The organism is Streptomyces sp. NPDC005811 (assembly GCF_040630405.1).
Classification (GTDB): domain Bacteria; phylum Actinomycetota; class Actinomycetes; order Streptomycetales; family Streptomycetaceae; genus Streptomyces.
Map to the genome: position 1 here is coordinate 262,378 of NZ_JBEXXK010000006.1, position 21,608 is coordinate 283,985.

Annotated in this window: 23 protein-coding genes and 1 tRNA gene; 12 read left to right on the forward strand and 12 right to left on the reverse strand. The window is 71.4% G+C overall.

From position 1 onward, the window contains the following. The first annotated feature begins 22 nt into the window (after window positions 1–22). The 3 genes from ABZ490_RS09230 (at window position 23) to ABZ490_RS09240 (ending at window position 4,573) form a co-directional block, all read left to right on the forward strand. The gene (locus ABZ490_RS09230) at window positions 23–1,369 is read left to right on the forward strand and encodes a glycoside hydrolase family 36 protein (RefSeq protein WP_358986642.1); all 1,347 of its coding nucleotides are present in this window, start codon (window positions 23–25) and stop codon (window positions 1,367–1,369) included. Further along, window positions 1,369–3,384 carry a beta-galactosidase gene (locus tag ABZ490_RS09235; protein ID WP_358986645.1) on the forward strand — a complete coding sequence of 672 codons (2,016 nt, stop codon included), beginning with the start codon at window positions 1,369–1,371 and terminating at the stop codon, window positions 3,382–3,384. Before ABZ490_RS09230 ends, ABZ490_RS09235 begins: the two co-directional genes overlap by 1 nt. A gap of 91 nt (window positions 3,385–3,475) precedes the next feature. Beyond that, window positions 3,476–4,573 carry a hypothetical protein gene (locus ABZ490_RS09240; RefSeq protein ID WP_358986647.1) on the forward strand — a complete coding sequence of 366 codons (1,098 nt, stop codon included), beginning with the start codon at window positions 3,476–3,478 and terminating at the stop codon, window positions 4,571–4,573. On the opposite strand, the gene ABZ490_RS09245 is transcribed toward ABZ490_RS09240, so the two are convergent. After that, a complete protein-coding gene (locus tag ABZ490_RS09245) occupies window positions 4,557–4,943 on the reverse strand; it encodes a VOC family protein (protein ID WP_358986650.1) in 387 nt (128 codons plus the stop codon). The two genes, ABZ490_RS09240 and ABZ490_RS09245, sit on opposite strands and share 17 nt — an antisense overlap. A gap of 112 nt (window positions 4,944–5,055) precedes the next feature. Between ABZ490_RS09245 and ABZ490_RS09250 the strand changes: the two genes are divergently transcribed. Further along, on the forward strand, window positions 5,056–5,844 hold the full coding sequence (locus tag ABZ490_RS09250) for a TetR/AcrR family transcriptional regulator C-terminal domain-containing protein (RefSeq protein WP_358986652.1): 789 nt from the start codon (window positions 5,056–5,058) through the stop codon (window positions 5,842–5,844). Continuing rightward, window positions 5,841–6,398, forward strand: a complete 558-nt coding sequence (locus tag ABZ490_RS09255) for a 2'-5' RNA ligase family protein (RefSeq protein WP_358986655.1) — start codon at window positions 5,841–5,843, stop codon at window positions 6,396–6,398. Before ABZ490_RS09250 ends, ABZ490_RS09255 begins: the two co-directional genes overlap by 4 nt. Here ABZ490_RS09255 and ABZ490_RS09260 read toward each other — a convergent pair. Both ABZ490_RS09260 and ABZ490_RS09265 read right to left on the reverse strand, forming a co-directional pair. Next, the gene (locus ABZ490_RS09260; protein WP_358986657.1) at window positions 6,388–6,579 is read right to left on the reverse strand and encodes a DUF397 domain-containing protein; all 192 of its coding nucleotides are present in this window, start codon (window positions 6,577–6,579) and stop codon (window positions 6,388–6,390) included. The two genes, ABZ490_RS09255 and ABZ490_RS09260, sit on opposite strands and share 11 nt — an antisense overlap. A 9-nt stretch (window positions 6,580–6,588) precedes the next feature. Further along, window positions 6,589–7,470: a helix-turn-helix transcriptional regulator gene (locus ABZ490_RS09265; RefSeq protein WP_358986660.1), complete on the reverse strand. Its 882-nt coding sequence runs from the start codon at window positions 7,468–7,470 to the stop codon at window positions 6,589–6,591. 220 nt (window positions 7,471–7,690) lie between these two features. On the opposite strand from ABZ490_RS09265, the gene ABZ490_RS09270 reads away from it, so the two are divergent. The 3 genes from ABZ490_RS09270 to ABZ490_RS09280 are packed head-to-tail and all read left to right on the forward strand — an operon-like array spanning window position 7,691 to window position 8,779. Then, window positions 7,691–8,101, forward strand: coding sequence for an ATP-binding protein (locus ABZ490_RS09270; protein ID WP_358986663.1), 411 nt, complete (start codon window positions 7,691–7,693; stop codon window positions 8,099–8,101). Between the two features lie 52 nt (window positions 8,102–8,153). Further along, entirely contained in the window at window positions 8,154–8,363 is a 210-nt protein-coding gene (locus ABZ490_RS09275) for a type II toxin-antitoxin system VapB family antitoxin (RefSeq protein ID WP_055633942.1), read from the forward strand. Next, window positions 8,360–8,779 carry a PIN domain nuclease gene (locus ABZ490_RS09280; RefSeq protein ID WP_358986667.1) on the forward strand — a complete coding sequence of 140 codons (420 nt, stop codon included), beginning with the start codon at window positions 8,360–8,362 and terminating at the stop codon, window positions 8,777–8,779. The genes ABZ490_RS09275 and ABZ490_RS09280 overlap by 4 nt, the downstream gene beginning before the upstream one ends. 70 nt (window positions 8,780–8,849) lie before the next feature. Here ABZ490_RS09280 and ABZ490_RS09285 read toward each other — a convergent pair whose 3' ends face one another. The 4 genes from ABZ490_RS09285 to ABZ490_RS09300 all read right to left on the reverse strand — a co-directional run bounded on the left by ABZ490_RS09285 (window position 8,850) and on the right by ABZ490_RS09300 (window position 13,678). Continuing rightward, window positions 8,850–10,283 carry a GH1 family beta-glucosidase gene (locus tag ABZ490_RS09285; protein WP_358986670.1) on the reverse strand — a complete coding sequence of 478 codons (1,434 nt, stop codon included), beginning with the start codon at window positions 10,281–10,283 and terminating at the stop codon, window positions 8,850–8,852. Between the two features lie 121 nt (window positions 10,284–10,404). Continuing rightward, window positions 10,405–11,274, reverse strand: coding sequence for a carbohydrate ABC transporter permease (locus ABZ490_RS09290; protein ID WP_358986792.1), 870 nt, complete (start codon window positions 11,272–11,274; stop codon window positions 10,405–10,407). A gap of 59 nt (window positions 11,275–11,333) precedes the next feature. Continuing rightward, window positions 11,334–12,344, reverse strand: a complete 1,011-nt coding sequence (locus tag ABZ490_RS09295; protein ID WP_358986795.1) for a sugar ABC transporter permease — start codon at window positions 12,342–12,344, stop codon at window positions 11,334–11,336. Window positions 12,345–12,349: 5 nt separating this feature from the next. After that, window positions 12,350–13,678, reverse strand: coding sequence for an ABC transporter substrate-binding protein (locus ABZ490_RS09300; protein WP_358986673.1), 1,329 nt, complete (start codon window positions 13,676–13,678; stop codon window positions 12,350–12,352). Between the two features lie 348 nt (window positions 13,679–14,026). On the opposite strand from ABZ490_RS09300, the gene ABZ490_RS09305 reads away from it, so the two are divergent. Further along, entirely contained in the window at window positions 14,027–15,082 is a 1,056-nt protein-coding gene (locus tag ABZ490_RS09305; RefSeq protein WP_358986676.1) for a LacI family DNA-binding transcriptional regulator, read from the forward strand. 10 nt (window positions 15,083–15,092) lie between these two features. Here ABZ490_RS09305 and ABZ490_RS09310 read toward each other — a convergent pair whose 3' ends face one another. The 5 genes from ABZ490_RS09310 to ABZ490_RS09330 all read right to left on the reverse strand — a co-directional run bounded on the left by ABZ490_RS09310 (window position 15,093) and on the right by ABZ490_RS09330 (window position 18,654). After that, window positions 15,093–15,650 carry a GNAT family N-acetyltransferase gene (locus ABZ490_RS09310; RefSeq protein WP_358986678.1) on the reverse strand — a complete coding sequence of 186 codons (558 nt, stop codon included), beginning with the start codon at window positions 15,648–15,650 and terminating at the stop codon, window positions 15,093–15,095. Window positions 15,651–15,695: 45 nt separating this feature from the next. Continuing rightward, window positions 15,696–15,768, reverse strand: a tRNA-His gene (locus tag ABZ490_RS09315). 117 nt (window positions 15,769–15,885) lie between these two features. Continuing rightward, window positions 15,886–16,488, reverse strand: a complete 603-nt coding sequence (gene orn / locus ABZ490_RS09320; RefSeq protein ID WP_358986681.1) for an oligoribonuclease — start codon at window positions 16,486–16,488, stop codon at window positions 15,886–15,888. A 202-nt stretch (window positions 16,489–16,690) separates the two neighbouring features. Then, complete coding sequence (locus tag ABZ490_RS09325) at window positions 16,691–17,914, reverse strand: helix-turn-helix domain-containing protein (protein ID WP_358986684.1); 1,224 nt, start codon at window positions 17,912–17,914, stop codon at window positions 16,691–16,693. Between the two features lie 377 nt (window positions 17,915–18,291). Further along, entirely contained in the window at window positions 18,292–18,654 is a 363-nt protein-coding gene (locus ABZ490_RS09330) for a hypothetical protein (protein WP_358986687.1), read from the reverse strand. Between the two features lie 354 nt (window positions 18,655–19,008). Between ABZ490_RS09330 and ABZ490_RS09335 the strand changes: the two genes are divergently transcribed. The 3 genes from ABZ490_RS09335 to ABZ490_RS09345 all read left to right on the forward strand — a co-directional run bounded on the left by ABZ490_RS09335 (window position 19,009) and on the right by ABZ490_RS09345 (window position 21,299). Beyond that, window positions 19,009–19,536 carry a universal stress protein gene (locus ABZ490_RS09335; protein WP_055632286.1) on the forward strand — a complete coding sequence of 176 codons (528 nt, stop codon included), beginning with the start codon at window positions 19,009–19,011 and terminating at the stop codon, window positions 19,534–19,536. Window positions 19,537–19,688: 152 nt separating this feature from the next. Continuing rightward, a complete protein-coding gene (locus tag ABZ490_RS09340) occupies window positions 19,689–20,252 on the forward strand; it encodes a GPR1/FUN34/YaaH family transporter (RefSeq protein WP_358986691.1) in 564 nt (187 codons plus the stop codon). Between the two features lie 204 nt (window positions 20,253–20,456). Then, on the forward strand, window positions 20,457–21,299 hold the full coding sequence (locus tag ABZ490_RS09345) for an FkbM family methyltransferase (protein ID WP_358986694.1): 843 nt from the start codon (window positions 20,457–20,459) through the stop codon (window positions 21,297–21,299). Window positions 21,300–21,608 lie beyond the last annotated feature (309 nt).

Here is a 21,608-nt window from a genome sequence, read left to right on the forward strand (position 1 = left end):
CTCCCGTCCGAAAGAGACCCCCGTGCACCACCCCTTCACCCCGGTGGCCGCCGTCCCCGTGGATCCACGGCGTGCCCGTGTCCACGAGGAGGGCTGGCAGTCCCGGAGCCCGAGCGGCGCCTACGCCCTCGACGCCCGCCCCCACCGCCCGGCCGACGCCGCCTCGGCGACCGGCGGCCACCGTCCCGGGGTCACCGTCCCCGCGGGGGTCTTCCAGGGCGAGGGCCTGCTCGCCCTCGACCCCGGCGACGGCTCGCCCGTGCGGCTGTGGGCGGCACCGGACCCGGTCCACGAGGTGCCCTCCCTCCGCCTCACCCCGGCCGGACCGGTGGCGGAGATCAGCGCCGACCGCCCGGTGAAGGAGTTCACGGGCCCGGACATCCAGGCCGTGCTGGCCGAGTGGGCGTCCGGCCTCGGCGTCCCGGCGCCGCGCCCGGCCCCCACGGTCTGGTGCTCCGGGCACGCGTACCGCACCGGGGCCGGCGGGGTCTCCGGGACCACCGAGGCCTCCGGGGCCACCGAGGACGACATCCACGAGAACCTCCGCGCGATGGACACCCTCGACCTGCCGATCGACGTCGTCCTGATCGACGACGGCCACCAGAAGGCCCTCGGCGACTGGCTCACCCTCTCCGGACGCTTCCGCTCCCGCCGCGGGATCGCGGAGGCCGTCCGGGCCCGGGGCCGCCGCGCCGGCATCTGGACCGCGCCCTTCCTGGTCGACCCCGGCAGCGACCTCGCCGCCGGGCACCCCGACTGGCTGGTCCGCACCGCGGACGGCGGCCTCGCGCACGCCGGCCGCCCCCGCGGCCGCGACCTGTACGTCCTCGACACCACCCACCCCGGGGCGGCGGCGTACCTGACGGAGGTCTTCCGTACCCTGCGCGCCGAGGGCTACGACTGCTTCAGGGCCGACTTCCTGTCCGCGGGCGCCCTGGACGGCGTACGGCACACACCCGTGGACCCGCTGACCGCGTACCGCGACGGGATCGCGCTGATCCGGGCCGCCATCGGCCCGGAGGCGTACCTGCTGGGCTCCGGCGCGCCGATCCTGCCGTCGATCGGCCTGTTCGACGCGATGCGGGTCGGCCCGGACACGGCACCGCACCGCGCCCCCGAGGCCGGCGACTTCAGCCGGCCCGGTCAGGACGCGGCCGAGTTCACCGGCGCCGCCCGGCAGTGGCAGCACGGCCGGTTCTGGACCAACGACCCGGACTGCCTGCTGGCCCGTCCGGTGGTGGAGACGCGCGAGCGATGGGCCGCGCACATGGAGGCGACGGGCGGCCTGAGGGCCTCGGGCGACCGTCTCCTCTCCCTTGATCCGTGGGGCGTGGACACCACGCGCCGGCTGCTGTCGGGAGGCGAGTGATGGAAAGAGAACTGAAGGTCCCCGGGATCGCGTACGGAGGCGACTACAACCCCGAGCAGTGGCCCGAGGAGGTCTGGGCCGAGGACGTGCGCCTCATGGCCGAGGCCGGGGTGAACATGGTCAGCGTCAACATCTTCTCCTGGGCGCTGCTGGAGCCGAAGGAGGGCGAGTACGACTTCTCGCGCCTCGACCGGATCCTCGACCTGCTGTACACCCACGGCATCGCCGCCGACCTCGCGACCCCGACGGCGGCCCCGCCGGCCTGGTTCTTCAAGGCCCACCCCGAGGCGCTGCCGGTGGACCGCGACGGCCGCGGACTGGCGTACGGCAGCCGTCAGACGTTCTGCCCGTCGAGCCCCGCCTACCGCGAGGCCGCCCTGCGGATCGCGCGGGCGCTGGGGGAGCGGTACGCCGCGCATCCCGCGGTCGTCATGTGGCACGTCCACAACGAGTACGGCTGCCACAACGCCGAGTGCTACTGCGACACGAGCGCCGCCTCGTTCCGCCGCTGGCTGCGGGCGAAGTACGCCGACGACCTCGCGGCGCTCAACGACGCCTGGGGCACCACCTTCTGGAGCCAGTGGTACTACGACTGGGACGAGATCATCCCGCCCCGGGCCACGGGCGCGGTCCCCCACCCCGCCCACCGGCTGGACTGGCGCCGCTTCTGCAGCGACGAGCTGCTGTCGCTGTGCACGGCGGAGCGCGAGGTGCTGGCCGAGGCCGCACCGGCGCTCCCCGCCACCACCAACTTCATGGTGATGTACAACTTCGACGCGCTGGACTACTGGCGCTGGGCTCCGGCGCTGGACATCGTCTCCAACGACCACTACCTGCGCTCGACCGACCCCGAGTCCGAGATCGACATCGCGATGAGCGGTGATCTCGTACGGTCCCTGGCGGGCGGCCCCTGGCTGCTGATGGAGCATTCCACGGGCGCGGTGAACTGGCAGCCCGTCAACCGGGCCAAGGGTCCCGGCGAGTTGAAGCGCAACGCGCTCGCGCATGTGGCGCGCGGCGCCGACGGCATCGCCTACTTCCAGTGGCGGGCCGCGAAGGCGGGCGCCGAGCAGTGGCACTCGGCGATGCTGCCGCACGCCGGCACGGACAGCGCGATCTGGCGGGACGTGGTGGCACTCGGCGCCGACCTCAGGGCGCTCGCCGAGGTACGCGGCAGCACCGGCACCGCCGAGACGGCGATCGTCTGGGACTGGGACGCCAAGTGGGCGCTGGAACTGCCCTCGCAGCCCAGCGAGGCGGTCCGCTTCCTGGAGCTCGTCCGCTCCTGGTACGAGCCGCTGTGGCGGGCGGGCGTCGCCGTGGACTTCGTCCGGCCGGACGCGGACCTGTCGGCGTACCGGCTGGTCCTGGCCCCCAGCCTGTACCTCGTGGACGACGCGGGCGCCGCGAACCTCACCGCGTTCGCCGAGCGCGGCGGCACGCTGGTGACCGGCTTCCACAGCGGGGCCGTGGACCAGAACTGCCATGTACGGCTGGGCGGTTACCCGGGCGCGTTCCGCGAGGCGCTGGGGGTGCGGACCGACGAGCTGTTCCCGCTGCTGCCGGGACAGGAGGTCGCGCTGGACTCCGGGGGCTCGGGGGCGCTGTGGTCCGAGCGGGTGCGGCTCGCCGGAGCGCAGGCCGTCGCCTCGTACACCGACGGTCCGCTGGCGGGCGTCCCGGCGGTCACCCGGCACGGCTACGGCACCGGCACCGCCTGGTACGTGGCGACCCTGCCCGACGCCGAGACCCTGGCCGCGCTGCTGCACCGCATCCGCGAGGAGGCGGACGTACGGCCGGTCCTGGACGCCGTCCTGCCGCCCGGGGTGGAGGCGGTCCGCCGTCGGGGCGCCGAGGCCGACTACCTGTTCCTGATCGACCACGCGGGCGCGGGGGCGGAGATCGCCGTCGCCGCCGACGCGGTGGAACTGCTGGGCGGCAAGCCGGTACTGGGCGGTTCGGTGTCCGTGCCCCCGGGCGGGGTGGCGGTCGTACGGGAGCCGCGCGCGGTGTAGTGCCGCTGGACGAGGCCCCCTTGTCGCCGACCTGGGGGCCTCCTACCCTGCTCTTCTCGCGTGTGTCGCCCGTCGGCGAGGGGAGCTTGCGTTGCCCAGGAGACCGTCCGACGAGGAGATCCTGAAGGCCGTCGAACGGCAGCTGGCGGCCCGGCGCCGGTCCACCACCCGGCTCACCGACCCGGGCGCGGCGACCCTCGTCTGGGAGTCGCTCCTGGAGTGCGAGATCCACCGCTCGATCGAGGAGCGGGGCAAGGAGACCCGCCGGACGGCGAAGGGCCCGCTGAGCAGGAACGGAGCGATCGCCGCACGCCCCACCTACACGGACCTCGACGCGTACGTCGTGGAGCCGCCCGCGGACCCCTCGCACCACCAGGTCGTCCACCTGGTCCGGGAGGGGACCCTCGACGAGGTGCCGTGCGGGGACTGCGTGGACGGCCGGAAGGACTGCGCGGCGTGCGAGGGGCGGGGCAGGACCGACTGTCCGCCCTGGACCGACTGCGAGGCGTGCCGCGGCGGTCCGGACACGTGCTGGGAGTGCGACGGCACCGGCACGCCCCGCACGCGCCGGGCCCGGGACGGCACCCGTCCCCGCAAGGAGGGGACGCGGGAGCGGGCCGCCGAGTGCAAGCGGTGCCACGCGGCGGACGTGGCCTGCCCGAAGTGCTCGGGCGACTGGCGGCGGGAGTGCGCGGCCTGCCGCGGGCAGGGTGACGTGGTCTGCGGGACGTGCGACGGCGACCGGCGGGTCGAGCACAAGGAGTGCGACGCCACGGGCCGCCTCACCGTCTGCACCGGCGCCACGATCACCCATGAGCCCCGCCGTGACGCCCTGCCCGCCAAGCGCCACCCCGGGCAGGTGAGGACCGGCGACTGGTACCGGGCGACCCTCACGAGCCCCGACGACGACCTCCCGGACTTCCTGGAGGACGGCCACGCCAAGCGGCTCGCGCCCCTCCTCGCGACCCGGGCCCGCGAGGTTCGTCGCCACGTCACCGTCGCGCTCCTCCCCCTCGCCAGGGTCGAGACCCCCGCCGACCCGGACCACGTCTACTACGCCTTCCGCCTCCCCTCCGGCGAGATCAAGGTCATCGACCGCTTCAGCCGGCAGCGCAAGGCCGCGCTGCTGTGGGCGGCCGCGGCGGTCGTCGCCCTCGCGGTCACCGTGACGCTCACCCTTCTGCGCTGACCCAGTCGACGAGCTGGACGATGACCCCGTTGGGGTCGGTGACCTGAAAGGCGCGCTCGCCCCAGGGCTCCTCGGTCAGCGGCATGGTGACGGTGACGCCCTCGGCGGTCAGCCGGGCCAGCTCGGCCTCCAGGTCGTCCACGACGAAGGCGAGGATCACCCCGTCGGCGTGGTCGTCGCGCTGGTCCTCGGGCAGCGACGCGAGACCGCGCCGCAGATAGACGACGTTCATGCCGGCGTCCGGCCGGCTCAGCGACACGAACCCGTCGGCCGCCGCCTCCTCCCGGAACCCGAAGTGCTCGGTGAGGAAGGCGCTGGACGCGGCCACGTCGTCGACGTTCAGGGAGATGGCGGAGGCGGTGATCGGCACGGGTGCTCCTTCGGAGAGGGCGGTGACGGTGACGGAAACTCCGTACTTTGTACACTGTACTGCGTACGAAGATAATATGCGGGGGAGTCCACGCATGGGGGAAACTGACCCCGTGCCTGTCGAGAGAAGCAGCGCCGGAGACCCGGCCCGCACCCTGGAGTTGCTCTGGCGCGTCCCCGCCGACGCCCCCCGACGCGGACCGCGGCAGCGGCTCAGCATCGACGCGGTCGTCGACGTCGCGATCGGCCTGGCGGACGCCGAGGGGCTGGAGGCGCCGACCATGCGACGGGTGGCGCAGGGGCTGGGGGTGGCGCCGATGACGCTCTACACCTATGTGCCGGGCAAGGCGGAGCTGCTGGACCTCATGCTGGACGCCGTCTACGCCCGGATGCCCCGTACCGACACCGCGGGGCGGCCCTGGCGGGAGCGGCTGACCGCCGTGGCCGAGGAGAACAGGGCGCTGTTCGAGGCGCACCCGTGGGCCGCGGCGGTCGCCACCGGCCGGCCGCCGCTGGGGCCGGGGCTGATGGCCAAGTACGAACACGAGCTGTCGGCGCTGGAGGGGTGCGGCCTCGACGACGTCGAGCGGGACGACGCCCTGACCTACCTCCTCGACTTCGTCCGGGCCCACGCCCGCTCGGCGGCCGAGGCGCGCGACGCCCGACGGGACAGCGCGATGGACGACGCACAGTGGTGGGCCGCGAACGCCCCCCTGCTCGCGCAGGTCCTCGACCCCGCCGCGTATCCGACCGCCACCCGCGTGGGCACGGCGGCGGGCACCGCGCACGGCAGCGCCCACCACCCCGAACACGCGTACACCTTCGGCCTGGCCCGCGCCCTGGACGGCTTGGCCGCGCTCGTGGAGCGGAGGGGTGGGGGCGCGACGGGAAGTCTCTCGTGACGGCGGATGACGACGCCCGGGGATTCCGGGCGGGGCAGTCGGGGCTGATCGTGCGGGTTCCGGAGGCGGAGCCCCTGGTACGAGCCTGGCGCGACCGGCTTGACCCCTCGGCCTCTGCCGGTGTTCCGGCTCATGTCACGGTGCTCTTCCCGTTTCTCGACGCGAGCCGCATCGATGAGGGTGTGGGTGCCGCGCTCGGCGAGGTATTCGGCCGGTACGAGTCCTTCGAGGCCCGCTTCGACCACTGCGGCCGGTTCCCCGGAGTGCTGTATCTCGCCCCCGAAACGGGCGCCGGCTTCAGGTGCCTCACCGAAGCGATCGCGGAACGGTGGCCGGAATGCCCGCCGTTCGGCGGGCAGTTCGACGAGGTCGTCCCCCACCTGACGGTCGCCCAGGGCCAGGACGAGGCGGTCGTGGAGAGGGCCGAGGCCTACCTGCTCGCCGGTCTCCCCGTCGTCACGCGGGTCTCGGCGGTCGACCTGCTGGTCCACGACGGGACGCGATGGCGCCGACGGGCTTCCTTCCCGCTGGCGTACCCGGGTTTCAGCGGGTGAGGGCGCCGGACTTCAGGGCGCGCAGAAGCTCCGCGAGGGCGTCGGGGGTGATGGCGGCGAGCTCGTGGGGGTGGTCGCTTTCGCGGAGGTGGAGGTGAGAGGGGGCGGACTCGGCCAGTTCTATGCAGTTACCCTCACCGCCCGAGCTGAACGAGGACTTCTGCCAGGTGAGTTGGGGCATGCGTTCCTCTCACAAGGTGTACATCACGTGCTGGACGAGGCTCAGCGAATCCCGGGACTCGTGCGACTCCGGTGCAGACTCCGGGTCGACCGGGGGCAGCGCCAGTTCTGAGAGTCGCTCGAACATTTTGGCGTACTCATCGAGCTGCTTTCCATCCCGCAGGAAGAGCGACTGGGTCGGATGCTCCAGGTAGACCGTGTCCAGCTCGGGGGCAGAAGCGCCGTAGAGGACGAACGACTGGGTGTGAGCCGCGTAGTTTCCGGCCTCGAACGGGAAGATCTGCACGGTCACATGTGGCATCCGAGACAGCTCGATCAGCCGCAGAAGCTGCCTGCGCATGACCGCAGGTCCGCCCACACGTGTGTGGAGCGCTGTCTCGTGGATGACCGCGTGATACGTCAGCGGGGATCCGCCGGCCAGCACGCGTTGTCTCGCCAGTCGGAATTGGGTGTAACGGGAAGCTCGTTGGGCATCCGATTCGGTGGTCGCGAGGACGGCACGGGCGTACTCCTCGGTCTGCAGCATTCCCGGGATGAGCATCGGCTCGTGCGTCCGTAGCACGGTTGTACGGGACTCGAGCTCGGCCAGATCCCGAGCCGCCGGACCGATCGTGTCGCTGTACTCGCCCCACCAGCCTCTTCCGCTCTCGTGGGCCATCTCCATCAGGCTCTCGAAGTAAGCGCCCTCGGGGCATCCGTAAGCGCGGAGCAACCGGTACAGGCCGTTGCGGGGAACGTCGACCCTGCCGCTCTCGATGTGGCTGATCCGGGTGCGTTCGGCCTCGATCACCTCGGCTGCGACATCCCCTGACAGCCCGGCCCGTACGCGGAGTCTGCGCAGTTCCACGCCCAGGCGTCGCTGGCGTTCGCTCGGGTTCGTCCTGGGTGGCATGCGGCGCAGTGTCTCTTGGTGTCCGTGGGATCGTCCACCCGCTTGGGTGCCCGTCACCCATGAGAGCGTAAGTCGGCGTACACGGTTGTAACTTCACCAAGCGTGCTTCTACCGTCGACGACGAGCCCACGAGGAAGTACCCCCGCCCTCACCCCACTTGCCGAGGCCCGGACCTGGTCACCGCGTGGAACCCCACGGCACCATCGACACGGGAGCCCCCATGGAAGACCCGCCCAGCGTCACCCTCACCTTCCCGCCCCACCCCGTCTGGGTCCGCGCCGCCCGCGACACCGTCCGTACCCTCCTCGCCAACTCCCCCCATCCCGAACTCGCCGACACCGCGGTGCTCCTCACCTCCGAGGCCGTCACCAACGCCGTCAACGCCTGTGCCGACAAGGGCTGCGCCGACCCTGTCACCCTCCACGCGGGCTGGGCGGATGGCGCCCGCCTGCGTGTGCTCGTCCAGGACGCCGCGCCGGGCCTGCCCGTCGTCCGTACGTCGGCCGCCGATCCGGATGACGAAGGCGGCCGCGGCATACAGCTCATCTCCTGCAGCGCCGATGCCTGGGGCGTCTGCACCCATGGACCCGGTCCGGGCAAGGGAACCTGGTTCGAACTGGGACATCGCTGATCCCGGTCCGCTGGATATACTCGAAGAAGCTTCGGATATCCAGGAGGTTCCCATGCCCAAGACGCTGATCGACATCGACGAGGAACTGCTGGCCGAGGCGGCCATAGCTTTCGGTACCAAGACCAAGAAGGACACGGTCAACGCCGCACTCAAGGAAGGGGTGGAGCGCAAGAAGCGTGCGCTCGCCCTGGCCCGGCTCGCGGCGCGGGCGGACGCCGGCGACTTCGACGTGTTGCTGGAGAAGGAGAACTACCGTCGATGAGCGCGGCCGCCTACCTCATCGACACCAGCGCCCTCGTGCGCATCCTGAAGCGGCCGGCTCGCGCCCTCTGGGAGAAGCCCTTGGAGGAGGGCCTGATCGCCCGCTGCCCGCTGACCGAGGTCGAGTTTCTCTATAGCGCGAGGAATGCCGAGGACCGGGCCGAACTGGTCCGGGACCTGGACGCGGTGTTCGGCTGGACGCCTCTGGACGACCGGGCCGTCACGCGAGCATGGGACGTACAACGGGAACTCACCGAGAAGGGACGGCACCGCTGTGCCGGCGCCGTGGATCTGCTCGTCGCCGCCACCGCCGAACTTCAAGGGCTGACCGTGCTGCACTACGACAACGACTTCGAGACGATCGCGTCGGTGACCGGGCAGCCGACCCAGTGGCTCGCGGCACCGGGCACCCTCTGAGCGGTCCCCGGGAAAACCACCGGGGCGCGGCACGCCCCCTCGACGTGCCGCGCCCCTCCCCTTCCCCGGGTCAGGTGGTTTCGGGTGACGGGGACGGGAGGGTGCCCGTGCGGGCCGCCTCGCCGTACCAGTGCGCGCTCGACTTCGGTGTCCGGGTGAGCGTCGCGTAGTCCACGTAGACCGCCCCGAACCGCTTCCCGTAGCCGTACGCCCACTCGAAGTTGTCCAGCAGGGACCACAGGTAGTAGCCGCGCACGTCCGCGCCGTCGGCGATGGCCCGGCGCACCGCCGAGAGGTGGCCGTGGAGGTAGGCGATCCGCTCCGGGTCGTGGACCCGGCCGTCCGCGTCGGGCTTGTCGTCGTAGGCCGCGCCGTTCTCCGTGATGGAGAGGGGCAGGCCCGGGGCCTCCTTCGTGTACCGCATGATCAGCTCGTGCAGGCCCGACGGGTCGATCGTCCAGCCCATCTCCGTGCGGTCGCCCGGGGTCTGGTGGAACGCGACGTCGTCCGCGGCGGGCCAGGGCGAGTGGTCGCTCGCGCCGTGGCCGTCCGTGCGCGGGCCCTTCGGCTGCTCCTGCGCCGCCGAGACCAGCGTGGGCGTGTAGTAGTTCAGGCCCAGCGCGTCCAGCGGCTGGTGGATCGCCCGCAGGTCGCCGTCGAGGACGTACGACCAGTCGGTGAGGGCGGAGGTGGCCGCGAGCAGCGACTCCGGGTACGCGCCCTTCAGGATCGGGCCGTGGAAGACGCCGTTGGCCAGGTCGTCGATCTTCGTGACCGCCGCCAGATCGGCCGGCGACTGCGAAAGGGGGCGTACGACCGAGGAGTTGAGGCTGATCGCCACCGAGTTGCGGGCCGGCATCACCGAGCGGAGCGCCGAGGTGCCGAGACCGTGGGCGAGGTTCAGATGGTGGGCCGCGCGCAGCGACGCCGCCGGGTCGGTGCGGCCGGGCGCGTGCACCCCGGACGCGTAGCCCAGGAACGCGCTGCACCACGGCTCGTTCAGGGTGATCCAGTTCTCCACCCGGTCGCCCAGCGCCTCGCCGACGATCTGCGCGTACTCGGCGAACCGGTACGCCGTGTCGCGCTCCGGCCAGCCGCCCGCGTCCTCCAGCTCCTGCGGCAGGTCCCAGTGGTAGAGGGTGACGGCGGGCTTGATGCCCTTGGCCAGCAGCTCGTCGACCAGCCGGCGGTAGAAGTCCAGGCCCACCTGGACGGCCGGACCCCGGCCGGTCGGCTGGACCCGGGACCAGGAGATGGAGAAGCGGTACGCCGTCAGGCCCAGCTCCGCCATCAGCGCGACGTCCTCGCGGTAGCGGTGGTAGTGGTCGACAGCGATGTCACCGTGCTCGCCGCCGAGGGTCTTGCCCGGCGTATGGCTGAAGGTGTCCCAGATCGAAGGGGTGCGGCCGTCCTCCCGCACCGCCCCCTCGATCTGGTACGCGGAGGTCGCCGCGCCCCAGAGGAAGGCGGGAGGAAAGGTCACAGGGGTGACGGGATCAGTCATGGAAGCGCTCCCATGGATGGTCGTCGAGGCCGTCGAGGCCGACGAGATTGGGGGGAAGTGAGGTGGACAGGGCCGGGGCGGCGGTGACCCGGCCCCTGGATCGCAGGAGGTCAGCCCTTCATCAGCCCTTCACCGCGCCCTGCATGATGCCGCCCACGATCTGCTTGCCGAAGATCGCGAAGATCACCAGCAGCGGCAGCGTGCCCACCAGAGCGCCCGCCATGATCAGGGACTGGTCCGGGGTGTATCCACGGCCGAGGCCCGCGAGCGCGACCTGCACGGTGGGGTTGCCGGTCTGGCTCAGGACCAGGAAGGGCCACAGGAAGTCGTTCCACGTCTGGACGAACGTCAGCATGCCGAGCACCGCCATCGCGGGGCGCGCCGTGGGGAACACCACGTGCCACACGACACGCCAGCTGCTCGCGCCGTCCACCCGGGCCGCCTCGATGATCTCGTCGGGCAGCGCCTGGATCAGGTACTGCCGCATGAAGAACACACCGAACGCGCTCACCAGCGACGGCAGGATCACCGCCTGGAGCTGATCGGTCCACTCCAGCTTGGCGACCATCATGTACAGCGGGATGACGCTCAGCTGCGGCGGCACCATCATCGTGCCGATCACGATCAGCATCAGCGCGCCCTTGCCCTTGAACCGCAGCTTGGCGAAGGCGAAACCGGCGATCGTGGAGAGGAACACGATCGTCGCCGCCGAAGTCCCGGCCACGAAGGTCGTGTTGACGAAGGCCTTGCCCAGGTTCGCGTCGTTCCAGGCCACGTCCACGTTGTGGAAGAGGTTGGAGCCGAACACGAACGGCGGCGGGTTCTCCGCCAGCCGGTTGTTGTCGCGGGACGCGGCGATCGCCGTCCACAGCAGCGGGAACAGCGACACGATGGTGAACACGCCCAGGACGAGGTAGGCGATCGGGCCGCCGTGCATCTGCCCGCCGGCCCGCGCGGACCTGGGCCGGCGCACCGTGCGGGCCGTCGGCACGGCGCCCTCGGGTTCCGCGGACTTCGCGGTCGTTGTCGTCGTCGTCACGGCCGGTACTCCTAACTACTGGCGCGCAGCCGGCGCGAGATGACGTAGTTGACGATGCCGATCAGGATCAGGATCAGGAACATCGTCCAGGCGATCGCCGAGGCCCGTCCCAGGTGCTGGTTCACCCAGCCCTGCTCGTACAGGTACAGGCCCAGCGTCTGGAACTGGTGCTCCGCGCCGCCCGAGGCGCCCTTGTTGGCGTCGAACAGCAGCGGCTCACCGAAGACCTGGCTGGCGCCGATCGTGGAGACGACGACCGTGAACAGGATCGTCGGCCGCAGCGACGGCAGCGTCACGTGCAGGAACTGCCGCCAGCGGCTGGCGCCGTCCAGCGCCGCCGACTCGTACAGGTCCTGCGGGATCGCCTGCATCGCCGCCAGGTAGATCAGCGCGTTGTAGCCGGTCCACCGCCAGATGATGATCGACGAGACGGCGATCTGTGACGGCCACTTGTCGTTCTGCCAGTCGATCGCGTCGATCCCGACGAAGTGGAGGACCCAGTTGATCATGCCGTAGTCGCGCCCGAAGAGGAGCACGAAGACCAGCGAGGCGGCCGCGATCGAGGTGGCGTACGGCGCGAGCATCGCGACCCGGTAGAAGGTCGAGGCGCGCAGCTTGTAGTTGAGGATATGGGCGAGGCCCATGGCCATCAGCAGCTGGGGAACGGTCGAGATGATCCCGATCGTCAGGGTGTTCCGCGCCGCGTTCCAGAAGAAGTCGTCGTCGAAGATGCGCGTGTAGTTGCGCATCCCCACCCAGGTCATGTCGGTGGGCGCGGTCAGCTCCACCTGGTGCAGCGACGCCCAGCCGGTGTAGACCAGCGGGAACAGGCCGAACGCGAGGAACAGCAGGAAGAACGGCGAGACGAAGGCGTACGGGGACCAGCGGATGTCCCGCTGCCAGCGGCGCGAGAGCCGGTCACGGCGCCGCCGCTCGGCTTCCGTGGCCGCCGCGGGCACGCGGCCCGGGGCCGCGCCCCCCTCCTTGGCGGGGGGCGCGGCGGTGTCGTGGCGGGTGGCCATACGGGTCACTTGTCCAGGTTGTTGTCGATGGTCTTGGTGGCCGTCTCCCAGGCCTCCTTCGCCGACTTGCCCTTCGTGACGAGGAAGACGCCGTTGTCGGACAGGCCCTGCTGGATGATCTGGTCCTTCGGGCCGATCACCTGCACCGGGGCGGTCTTGGCGGCCTCGGAGAAGACCGTGCCGACCGGCGAGTCACCGGTCATCGCGTTCTTGGCGCCGGTGACTTCGGCCATCGTGTACGTGGCCGGGGCGCTCGGGAAGTTGCCCTGCACCTTGAAGAGCTTCGCCTGCTGCTCGGGCGCGGTCAGCCACTTGACGAGCTCTTCGGCCTCCTTCACGTGCTTGCCGCTCTTGGGCACGCCCAGGAAGGAGCCGCCCCAGTTGCCGGACTTGGGCGCGACGGCCACGTCCCACTTGCCTGCGTCCTCGGCCTTGGCGTTGGCCTTGATGGTGCCGAGCATCCACGGCGGGCAGGCGATGGTGGCGAACTTGCTCTGGGCGATCGTCGTGTTCCAGGGCTGGGTGAACTGCGACTGGGCCTGGACCAGGCCCTCCTCGGCAGCCTTCGCGCTCAGATCGAAGGCGGCCTTCACGGCCGGGTTCGACTTGTAGATGATCTCGCCGGAGGAGTCGTAGAACTTCTCCTTCTCACTGCTGAGGACGGCGTTGAGCAGGCCGCCGGGGGAGTCCATGAAGAACGTGCCCGCCTTGGCCTTCTTCTTGTACTGCTCGCCGGCGGTGACGAACTTGTTCCAGTCGCCCGCCCACAGCGCGCCGACCTTTTCGCGGTCGGTGGGCAGACCGGCCTGCTCGAAGAGGTCCTTGCGGTAGCAGATGGCCATCGGGCCGACGTCGGTGCCGAGGCCGATCGTCTGGCCGTCCTTGGTGGTGGCCTGCGACCACTTCCAGTCCAGCCACTGGCTCTTGTCGACGCCCGAGACCTTCGACATGTCCTCGAACTTGGCCGCCTGGGTGGCCACGACCTCCGCGATGTTGCCCACCTCGATGGCCTGGACGTCCATCAGGCCGCTGTTGGTGGTGAGGTGGTTGACGAGCGCCGGGTAGTAGTTCTCGTTCTTCTCCGTGACGTTCTCGGCGATCTTGATGTCGGGGTGGAGCTTCTCGTACTCCGTGTAGAGCCCGGCCTCCTTGAAGCCGAAGGTGCCGAAAAGCCCCAGGGTGATCGTGGTCTTGCCCTTGCCGCCGCCGGACGACGAACCGTCGGTTGCGTCGTCGCCGCCGTCGTCGGCACAGCCGGCCAGCAGCCCGGCGCCCAGCGACGCGACCGCCGCGAGGACCACCACCCGGCGGGCGGTTCGGGTACGTGCGCGCATTGCGTCCTCCTGTTGCCCTGACGTGCCGACCCCCCGGCCAACTGCATTGTTGGGCCCGTTGTTTCTCGCTGCGGCTCGGGCGGGGAACGTGCGGGATGTGTATGTGTCAGGTACCGTGGGAGCGCTCCCACAAGTGATGTGTTGAAGAGTCGTCGGTTCGGGCGGGGGTGTCAAGGGCGGGAACACGGAGAGATGCGTTCAGTTATCCGGCTGTTAGCTAACCCCGGCGAGTGGTGCACATTTCGTCCAGTTCGGCACATAACCGACCGATGGGCTCCGGACGGGCCGAGCGGTCGGGACTGTTAGATTCCAGGCCAGCGTGATGACGACGGCGGGAAGGCGGAGCCCATGGCAAGCCACGGAGCGCGGGGCCGCAGCGGTGGCAGGCCCACCCTCGAAGAGGTGGCCGCCCGGGCCGGCGTGGGCCGCGGCACGGTCTCCCGGGTGATCAACGGGTCGCCCCGGGTCAGCGACGCGACCCGGGCGGCGGTGGAGGCGGCGGTCGCGGAACTCGGCTACGTCCCCAACACGGCCGCGCGCGCCCTCGCGGCCAACCGTACGGACGCGATCGCCCTGGTCGTCCCCGAGCCGGAGACCCGGTTCTTCGCCGAGCCGTACTTCTCGGACATGCTGCGCGGTGTGGGCGCCGAACTCGCCGACACCGAGATGCAGTTGCTACTGATCTTCGCGGGCAGCGACCGGGAGCGCCAGCGCCTGGCCCAGTACCTCGCGGCCCACCGCGTGGACGGGGTCCTGCTGGTCTCCGTCCACGCCGACGACCCGCTGCCGGACCTGCTGGCCCAGCTGGAGATCCCGGCGGTGATCAGCGGTCCGCGGTCCGCGGGGGAGACGCTGCCCTCGGTGGACTCCGACAACTACGGCGGCGGCCGCTCGGCCGTGGAGCACCTGCTGGCCCGGGGCCGCACCCGGATCGCCCACATCACCGGCCGCCTCGACGTGTACGGCGCCCAGCGCCGCGTCGACGGCTACCGCGACGCCCTGCGCGACGCGGGGTACGCGGCGGACGAGGGGCTCGTCGAGCCCGGCGACTTCACCGAGGAGGGCGGGCACCGGGCCATGCTGGCGCTGCTCGCCCGCGACCCGTCGCTGGACGCGGTGTTCGCCGGCTCGGACGTGATGGCGGCGGGCGCCCGCCAGGCCCTGCGGGAAGCGGGCCGCCGTATCCCCGAGGACGTGGCCCTGGTCGGCTACGACGACTCGGCCATCGCCCGCCACATGGACCCGCCCCTGACGAGCGTGCGCCAGCCGATAGAGGAGATGGGGCGGCGCATGCTGGACCTCCTCCTCACGGAGATCGCGGACCGCCGCCCGGCGGCCTCCCGCGGCCTGGAACGACGCCAGGTGGTTTTGGCTACGGATCTGGTGGGGCGGGCCTCGTCCTGACGCCGCGGCATCAGGTGCGGGGGAGGGGTGGGGCGTCGAGGCGCCAGCGGGTCTCGCCGTCCTGTTCTTCCTCGGTGGGGGAGAGGCCGGCCGTGCGGGCGACGGCGGCCGAGGCGTGGTGGGCGGGGTGGATGTGGGCGGTGATCGTACGGACGCCCTGCTGCCGTAGCCGTCGTACGAGCCCTTGTGCCGCCTCGGAGGCGAGGCCGCGGCCCTGCCACGGGGTGCCGACCACCCAGGCGATCTCGGCGTGCTCCGCGCCGCTCAGCGTGGCCTGGACGGTGCCGACGAGACACCCCTCGCCGGTGAGCCGCAGGACCCAGTTGTGCCAGGAGACGGCCGGGTCGGGGGAGCCGGCGACGAGACGCGCGTAGCGGGTGCGCAGGGCCTCGGGGGTGCCGGGCGCGCCGCCGATGAAGGTGTGGAGGGCGGGGTCGGCGAGGACGGCGGCCATCTCCGTGGCGTGCGTCACCTGGAGGGGAAGGAGGGTGAGGCGGCGGGTGGTGATCGGGGTGGTGGCGCTGTGGATGGTGGTTCCCCCTGTTCCCGGTACGGCCTGGAAACGCATCAGCCGGTGACCTCCCTTTCGGGAAGTCACCGGCTGATGACTCAGGGTGAGTGACGGGACTCGAACCCGCGGCATCCTGGACCACAACCAGGTGCTCTACCAGCTGAGCTACACCCACCAAGACCGGCTGTTGACTTTGTGTCGTCTCCGACCGGCCGAGAAAAAGTGTACAGGGTCCGAAGGGGTGCTCGCGCACGGCTTTTCCCGGGGCCGTCCGAGGGCCGCTCCCGGCGCCCTACCGGGCGGGCAGCACGTGCTTCGCGGCGATCGTCCTCGCGGTGTCGGAGTCGGGGCCGGGCTGCGGTACGAAGACGGCCTCGCGGTAGTAGCGCAGTTCCGCGATCGACTCACGGATGTCGGCGAGGGCGCGGTGGTTGCCGTTCTTCTCGGGGCTGTTGAAGTACGCCCTCGGGTACCAGCGGCGGGCCAGCTCCTTGATGGAGGAGACGTCGACGATCCGGTAGTGGAGGTAGTCCTCCAGGGTCGCCATGTCGCGGGCGAGGAAGCCGCGGTCGGTGCCGACGGAGTTGCCGCACAGCGGGGCCTTGCCGGGTTCCTTCACATGCTCGCGGACGTAGGCGAGGACCTGGGCCTCGGCCTCGGCGAGGGTCGTGCCGCCGGCCAGCTCGTCCAGCAGACCGGACGCGGTGTGCATCTGGCGCACCACCTCCGGCATCGTCTCCAGTGCCTTGGACGGCGGCCGGATGACGATGTCCACCCCCTCGCCGAGGATGTTCAGCTCGGAGTCGGTGACGAGGGCGGCAACCTCGATGAGCGCGTCGTCGGACAGCGAGAGGCCGGTCATCTCGCAGTCGATCCACACCATGCGATCGTTCATGCGACCACCCTAAAGCGGAGGTCCGCTTTTGTGGCGCCCCTGTGCTGCGGCGGGCCCTCACTGGGGGCTCCGCCCCCGGCCCCCCGGCCTTCGCCCACCCTCCCCCACGCTCGACTCGGTGGGGACAGAAGGTGCCCGAAGGAACGGGTAAGGGCGGCGAGGGCGAACTCGTCGCCGCCCGCCGCCCCGTCCGTCTAGCGCGTCACATCCCGCTGCGCTGCCCCGGCAGGCTCGCCCGGGAGGTCGCGTACGCCTCGCGTGCGTGGTCCGACGCGAGGCCGGGGCCCAGGGCGCCCGAGCCGGCCGTGCGCCTGATCTGCGGCGGGACCGGGCCCGGGCCCTCCGGGTGGAGGGACGGCGGCGGACCCGCCGGCGACGGCGGTTCGGCCTCCAGGATCCGCTCGCCCTGCGGACGGCGCGCCCGGTACGCCGCCCGGTAGGCGGCCGGGGACGAGCCGAGCTGGCGGCGGAAGTGGCCGCGCAGCGCCACCGGGGAGCGGAAGCCGCAGCGGCCCGCGACCTCGTCCACCGAGTAGTCCGACGTCTCCAGCAGGCGCTGTGCCTGGAGGACCCGCTGGGTGATCAGCCACTGGAGCGGCGCGCTGCCGGTCAGGGACCGGAAGCGACGGTCGAAGGTGCGACGCGACATGTACGCGCGCGCGGCCAGCGTCTCCACGTCGAACTGCTCGTGGAGGTGTTCCAGTGCCCAGGCGACGACCTCGGCGAGCGGGTCGGCGCCGATCTCCTCCGGTAAAGACCGGTCGAGGTAGCGCTCCTGGCCGCCCGACCGGCGCGGCGGGACCACCAGACGGCGGGCCAGTGCCCCGGCCGCCTCGTTGCCGTGGTCCGTCCGCACGATGTGCAGACAGAGATCGATGCCGGCGGCCGTGCCCGCCGACGTCAGGACGTCGCCGTCGTCCACGAAGAGTTCTCGTGGATCGACGTGCACCGACGGATAGCGCTTGGCCAGCGTCGGTGCGTACATCCAGTGGGTGGTGGCCGGGCGGCCGTCCAGCAGGCCCGCGGCGGCCAGCACGAACGCGCCGGTGCACAGGCCCACGATGCGGGCACCCTCTTCATGCGCGCGCCGCAGCGCGTCGAGCGCGTCCTCCGGTGGCGGAGAAGTGATCGAACGCCAGGCCGGCACGACGACCGTGCCCGCCCGTGAGATCGCTTCCAGGCCATGCGGCGCGGTCAGTTCCAGGCCCCCTGTGGTCCGCAGCGGGCCTTCCTCGCCGCCGCACACCAAAAGGCGATAGCGCGGCACGCCGGCGTCCTGGCGGTCAATCCCGAACACCGACAGCGGAATGGAACTCTCGAAGATGGGGCCGCCGCTGAACAGCAGCACCGCGACGATCTCCTTGCGGCGTCGCCCGGAAAGTTTCCGGGCCGCGGCTTCCGGCGCGGCAGTGGAGTCGTGGCTCATCCTGCTAAGCCCCCCTCGGTGGTCGCGGCTCCTCGGTTGTGTCGCTCCTGCACGTTTCCCCTCGGTCCTGCACGAGTCCCCCGCCGTAGACAGTCAAGATCGAATCTACTGTGTCGCGCGACGCCGGAGTGGCCAGTTCAGCACCCGGCGGATTGTCGACTTGGCAACTTGGCGTGAAGCATTCGATCACGAAGCGTTGCACTCGTGGAGCGTGCAGGGAAGTGCGCCTCGTCGTAGTGGCCAATCCCCGTAGGGTGCGCAGGGCTCTCAGGGGGTTATACGCGCAGGTGGCACGGGGGGTGGGGGGTGGTTACGGCAAGGGATGCACAGGAGGCGGAAGTTGGCTGAAAAGCACCGGTCCGGTGCGTGAAAACCGGTCAACCGGCCGGTGAGTTTCCCCCGGAGTGACGACCGCCACGACGGGACCCCGTTCCGGTGCGCTGGCGGTGCCCCCGGTGGTGCGCCTGCGGCGCGTGTTCCGTGGCCCCCGCGCCCCGCGCATCCTCCTCCTCGGCGAGCAGCCGGGCCGCGCCCCGCTCGGACTGCCTCAGCAGCAGCCGGCAGACGGCGGTGACGGCGGCCAGGCCCAGGGCGGTCCCGGCGGCGCCGGCGAGGGAGGTGCCGTACCAGAGGAGGACCACCGGGACGAGGACACAGGAGAAGGCCGCCCAGCGGATCAGATCGGTGGTCGCGCGCTCGCTGCCGGGACGGGGCGCGGACGGCGGGCGCGACGGGCGCATGGAGCGGGTTCCTCCCTGGGGCGGCGGGTGGGGCGGCGGGTAGGGTGCGGCCGGGGCGGTCCCGGCGCACGGTGCTCAACGCGGGCGGGGCCGGTCGGTCACTCCGGAGCCCCCTCCGGTCGGCCACGGGTAAGTGAATCCTGTGCAAACCGCCTGTACGGGGCAGCAACCATTGCGTTACGGGCGCCCCCTCGTGCATGCTCCCTGGAACCCCCACCGAGGGTGCTCGGGGTCTGGGCGTAGGAGGAGTGGCGCCGTACCCTTGGGGGTATGGGGTTGGGAAGACAATTCCCGGACACAGCTCCGACGCTCAAGCCGTCCAGCCCATACAAGGATCGATACGCCGAGACAGCCATGGCCGGTCACGAATTCTTCGAACCCGCGGACCGCAAGCGGCCCGTCGCCGACCCCACGGCGGCCGAGCCCCTGGCGGCGGAAGAGGCACGCCCCACCTGCGATCCCGCCTTCAAGCACGGCGTGGTCGTCGGCTTCGACGGCTCCACCTCCAGTGAACGCGCCCTCGCGTACGCCATCGGCATGGCCCACCGCTCCCGCGCGGGCCTGATCATCGTCCATGTCGCCAACCGGCTGCCCACGACCGTGTGGGCGGGCTGCGAGCCGCCGGTCTTCGTCGACGTGCCGGACCACCGCACCGAGGTGCTCGGGCTGGAGCTCGCCTGCGCGGAGTACCTCGCCGAGGTGCCGTGGATCCTCGTCGAGCGCGGCGGTGACATCTGCCACGAACTCGAAGAGGTGGGACGGGAGTACGAGGCGGACGCGATCGTCGTCGGCTCCACGCACGGCATCGTCGGACGCATCTTCGGCTCCGTCGCCGGACGCCTCGCCAAGCGGGCGAAGCGGCCGGTCATCGTCATCCCGTAGCCCTCTCGCGACCCTTCCGCACCTCTCCCGCGCTCCCTCCGTGCGGTCTGCGCGCGCCCCCCGAATTCCCCTGCTCCCGCAGGTGTTTGTGCCCTTGTGAAGGGCATATATCGGTCACCGCGCATCGCACAACCGCATGAAGGGAGCCCGCCGTGGACAATGATGTCTCCGCGGGAAGCACCACCACGATCGTCGGCCGACTCGCCCTGGGCATCACCCTGTTGGCGTTCGGACTCGGGTACACCGACCTGATCGACGGCGTGACGGCGGCGGACGCCGTGACCATCGCTCACTACATCGGCGGCGTCGCCCTGTTCGTCGCCGGACTGCTGGCCCTGCGCGACCGCGACACGGCGGGCGGCACGGCCTTCACCGTTCTCGGCGCGTTCTGGTTCACCTGGGCCGTCTCCGCCGGCTCTCAGGCCTCCGACAACGCCGCCGGGCTCTTCCTGCTCCTGTTCGCCCTCGTCGTGCTCTCCCTGGCCGCGGCGGGCGGGGACCAACTCACCCGGGGGACCTACGGGTTGTTCCTGGTGGCGCTGGTGCTGATGGCCGTCGCCGCGTTCGCCGGCAACGACTCGCTCACCAAGGTGGGCGGATGGTTCGCCGTCGCGGCGGGAGCGGTCGCCTGGTACGCCGCCACGGCGGCGATGGCCCACTGGCCCACCGCGCTCCCGCGACGGGCTGCCGGCCGCGGTGTGACGGCCGCCGGCTGAAACGGCAGCCGACGCCGGGGAGTTCGGGCAGCCCCCCGGCCGACCGGGCGGACCCCCGCGACCGACGAGGTCGCGCGGGGTCCGTTCCCTGTTCCCCGCCTGGAATTAACCCCTCCGTCGCCTCCGGCGCCAGACCTGTGATCAGGGCCTTTCCGGTGTTCCGAAGTCGATGACAGAACCAGACCCCCGCTCTAGCATCGCCGGATGCGTATGTCCCAGCTCCATGACGCCAACGCCCGCATGCTGGCCCACGCACCATCCGTCCGGCCGGTCTCCACGGGTGACATCATCCGCACCCACCGCAAGAAGTTCCCCTACCGGGGCTTCGCCGAGATCGACTCCCCGTACTGTCCGCCGTTCGTCATGTTCTGTATGAACGACGACGCGGTCGCCCTCGACACCCTGTGGAACGGCAGGTTCGGCTACGAGCCCGGCAGCCTCTCCACCTGGGCCCGGCTGGCCGCCCGGAGCACGACCATCGCCGACGTCGGCGCGCACGTCGGCTATTTCTCGATGATCGCCGCGCTCGCCAACCCCGCCGCGCGGATCCACGCCTTCGAGCCGGTGGACATGATCCACGCCCGGCTCTCGGAGAACGTCCGCGCGAACGGCGTCCAGAACGTCAAGCTCCACCAGGCCGGTGTGTCCGGCGAGGAGGGCTGGGCGGAGATCAGCGTCCGCTTCTCCGGGAACCTGCTGTCGACGGGCTCCACCCTGGAACACGCCGCGGCCGACGCCCAGCTCAAGCGCATCCGGCTGCGCACGCTCGACGAGGTCTTCGCCGACACCCGGCTGGACCTCGTCAAGATCGATGTGGAGGGCCACGAGCCGGCGGTCCTGCACGGCGCCCGCCAGGTGCTCAAGCGCGACCGGCCGACGGTGATGCTGGAGGCGCTGCGCGACGCTCCCCTGGAGACGCTGACCGCGGAGTTCGACCCCCTCGGCTACGACTGCCACTGGGTCACCGAGGCCGACGGCACCCTGGTGCCCTGGCACGAGCCCCGCCCCCCGAAGACCCGGAACCTGATCTTCACCCCACAGAACTGAGAACGCGCCGGGCACCGGCCTCGGATCACCGGGCCGCGCTGACGGAGGTCACCGGGGGTCGCTCCGGTCCGCCGGCCGGCTGAGGGGGGCATCGGGGCGCGCCGAGGACAGCCATCGGGCCGCGCTGACCGGAGTCACCGGCCCAATGCCGGGAGCGCATGTCGGCGCGGGGCTGGTGGACCCGGGGACCGCCGAAGCGGAGCAGCGGTTCGGGGCGGGTCCGCCCGGACGTCGAGCGCGTGGTCGGCGTGGGGCGGGTGGGTCCGGTGGCGGTCGCCGAGGCGGTGGTCCTGCGGCGGTTTCGGGGCG

Coding starts and splice junctions, on each gene's coding strand:
- ABZ490_RS09305 (WP_358986676.1), top strand. CDS start 14,027: ATGGCAAGCCACGGAGCGCGGGGCCGCAGCGGTGGCAGGCCCACCCTC.
- ABZ490_RS09270 (WP_358986663.1), top strand. CDS start 7,691: ATGGAAGACCCGCCCAGCGTCACCCTCACCTTCCCGCCCCACCCCGTC.
- ABZ490_RS09275 (WP_055633942.1), top strand. CDS start 8,154: ATGCCCAAGACGCTGATCGACATCGACGAGGAACTGCTGGCCGAGGCG.
- ABZ490_RS09325 (WP_358986684.1), bottom strand. CDS start 17,914: ATGAGCCACGACTCCACTGCCGCGCCGGAAGCCGCGGCCCGGAAACTT.
- ABZ490_RS09330 (WP_358986687.1), bottom strand. CDS start 18,654: ATGCGCCCGTCGCGCCCGCCGTCCGCGCCCCGTCCCGGCAGCGAGCGC.
- ABZ490_RS09285 (WP_358986670.1), bottom strand. CDS start 10,283: ATGACTGATCCCGTCACCCCTGTGACCTTTCCTCCCGCCTTCCTCTGG.
- ABZ490_RS09345 (WP_358986694.1), top strand. CDS start 20,457: ATGCGTATGTCCCAGCTCCATGACGCCAACGCCCGCATGCTGGCCCAC.
- ABZ490_RS09295 (WP_358986795.1), bottom strand. CDS start 12,344: ATGGCCACCCGCCACGACACCGCCGCGCCCCCCGCCAAGGAGGGGGGC.
- ABZ490_RS09335 (WP_055632286.1), top strand. CDS start 19,009: ATGGCCGGTCACGAATTCTTCGAACCCGCGGACCGCAAGCGGCCCGTC.
- ABZ490_RS09310 (WP_358986678.1), bottom strand. CDS start 15,650: ATGCGTTTCCAGGCCGTACCGGGAACAGGGGGAACCACCATCCACAGC.
- ABZ490_RS09280 (WP_358986667.1), top strand. CDS start 8,360: ATGAGCGCGGCCGCCTACCTCATCGACACCAGCGCCCTCGTGCGCATC.
- ABZ490_RS09300 (WP_358986673.1), bottom strand. CDS start 13,678: ATGCGCGCACGTACCCGAACCGCCCGCCGGGTGGTGGTCCTCGCGGCG.
- ABZ490_RS09235 (WP_358986645.1), top strand. CDS start 1,369: ATGGAAAGAGAACTGAAGGTCCCCGGGATCGCGTACGGAGGCGACTAC.
- orn (WP_358986681.1), bottom strand. CDS start 16,488: ATGAACGATCGCATGGTGTGGATCGACTGCGAGATGACCGGCCTCTCG.
- ABZ490_RS09265 (WP_358986660.1), bottom strand. CDS start 7,470: ATGCCACCCAGGACGAACCCGAGCGAACGCCAGCGACGCCTGGGCGTG.
- ABZ490_RS09260 (WP_358986657.1), bottom strand. CDS start 6,579: ATGCCCCAACTCACCTGGCAGAAGTCCTCGTTCAGCTCGGGCGGTGAG.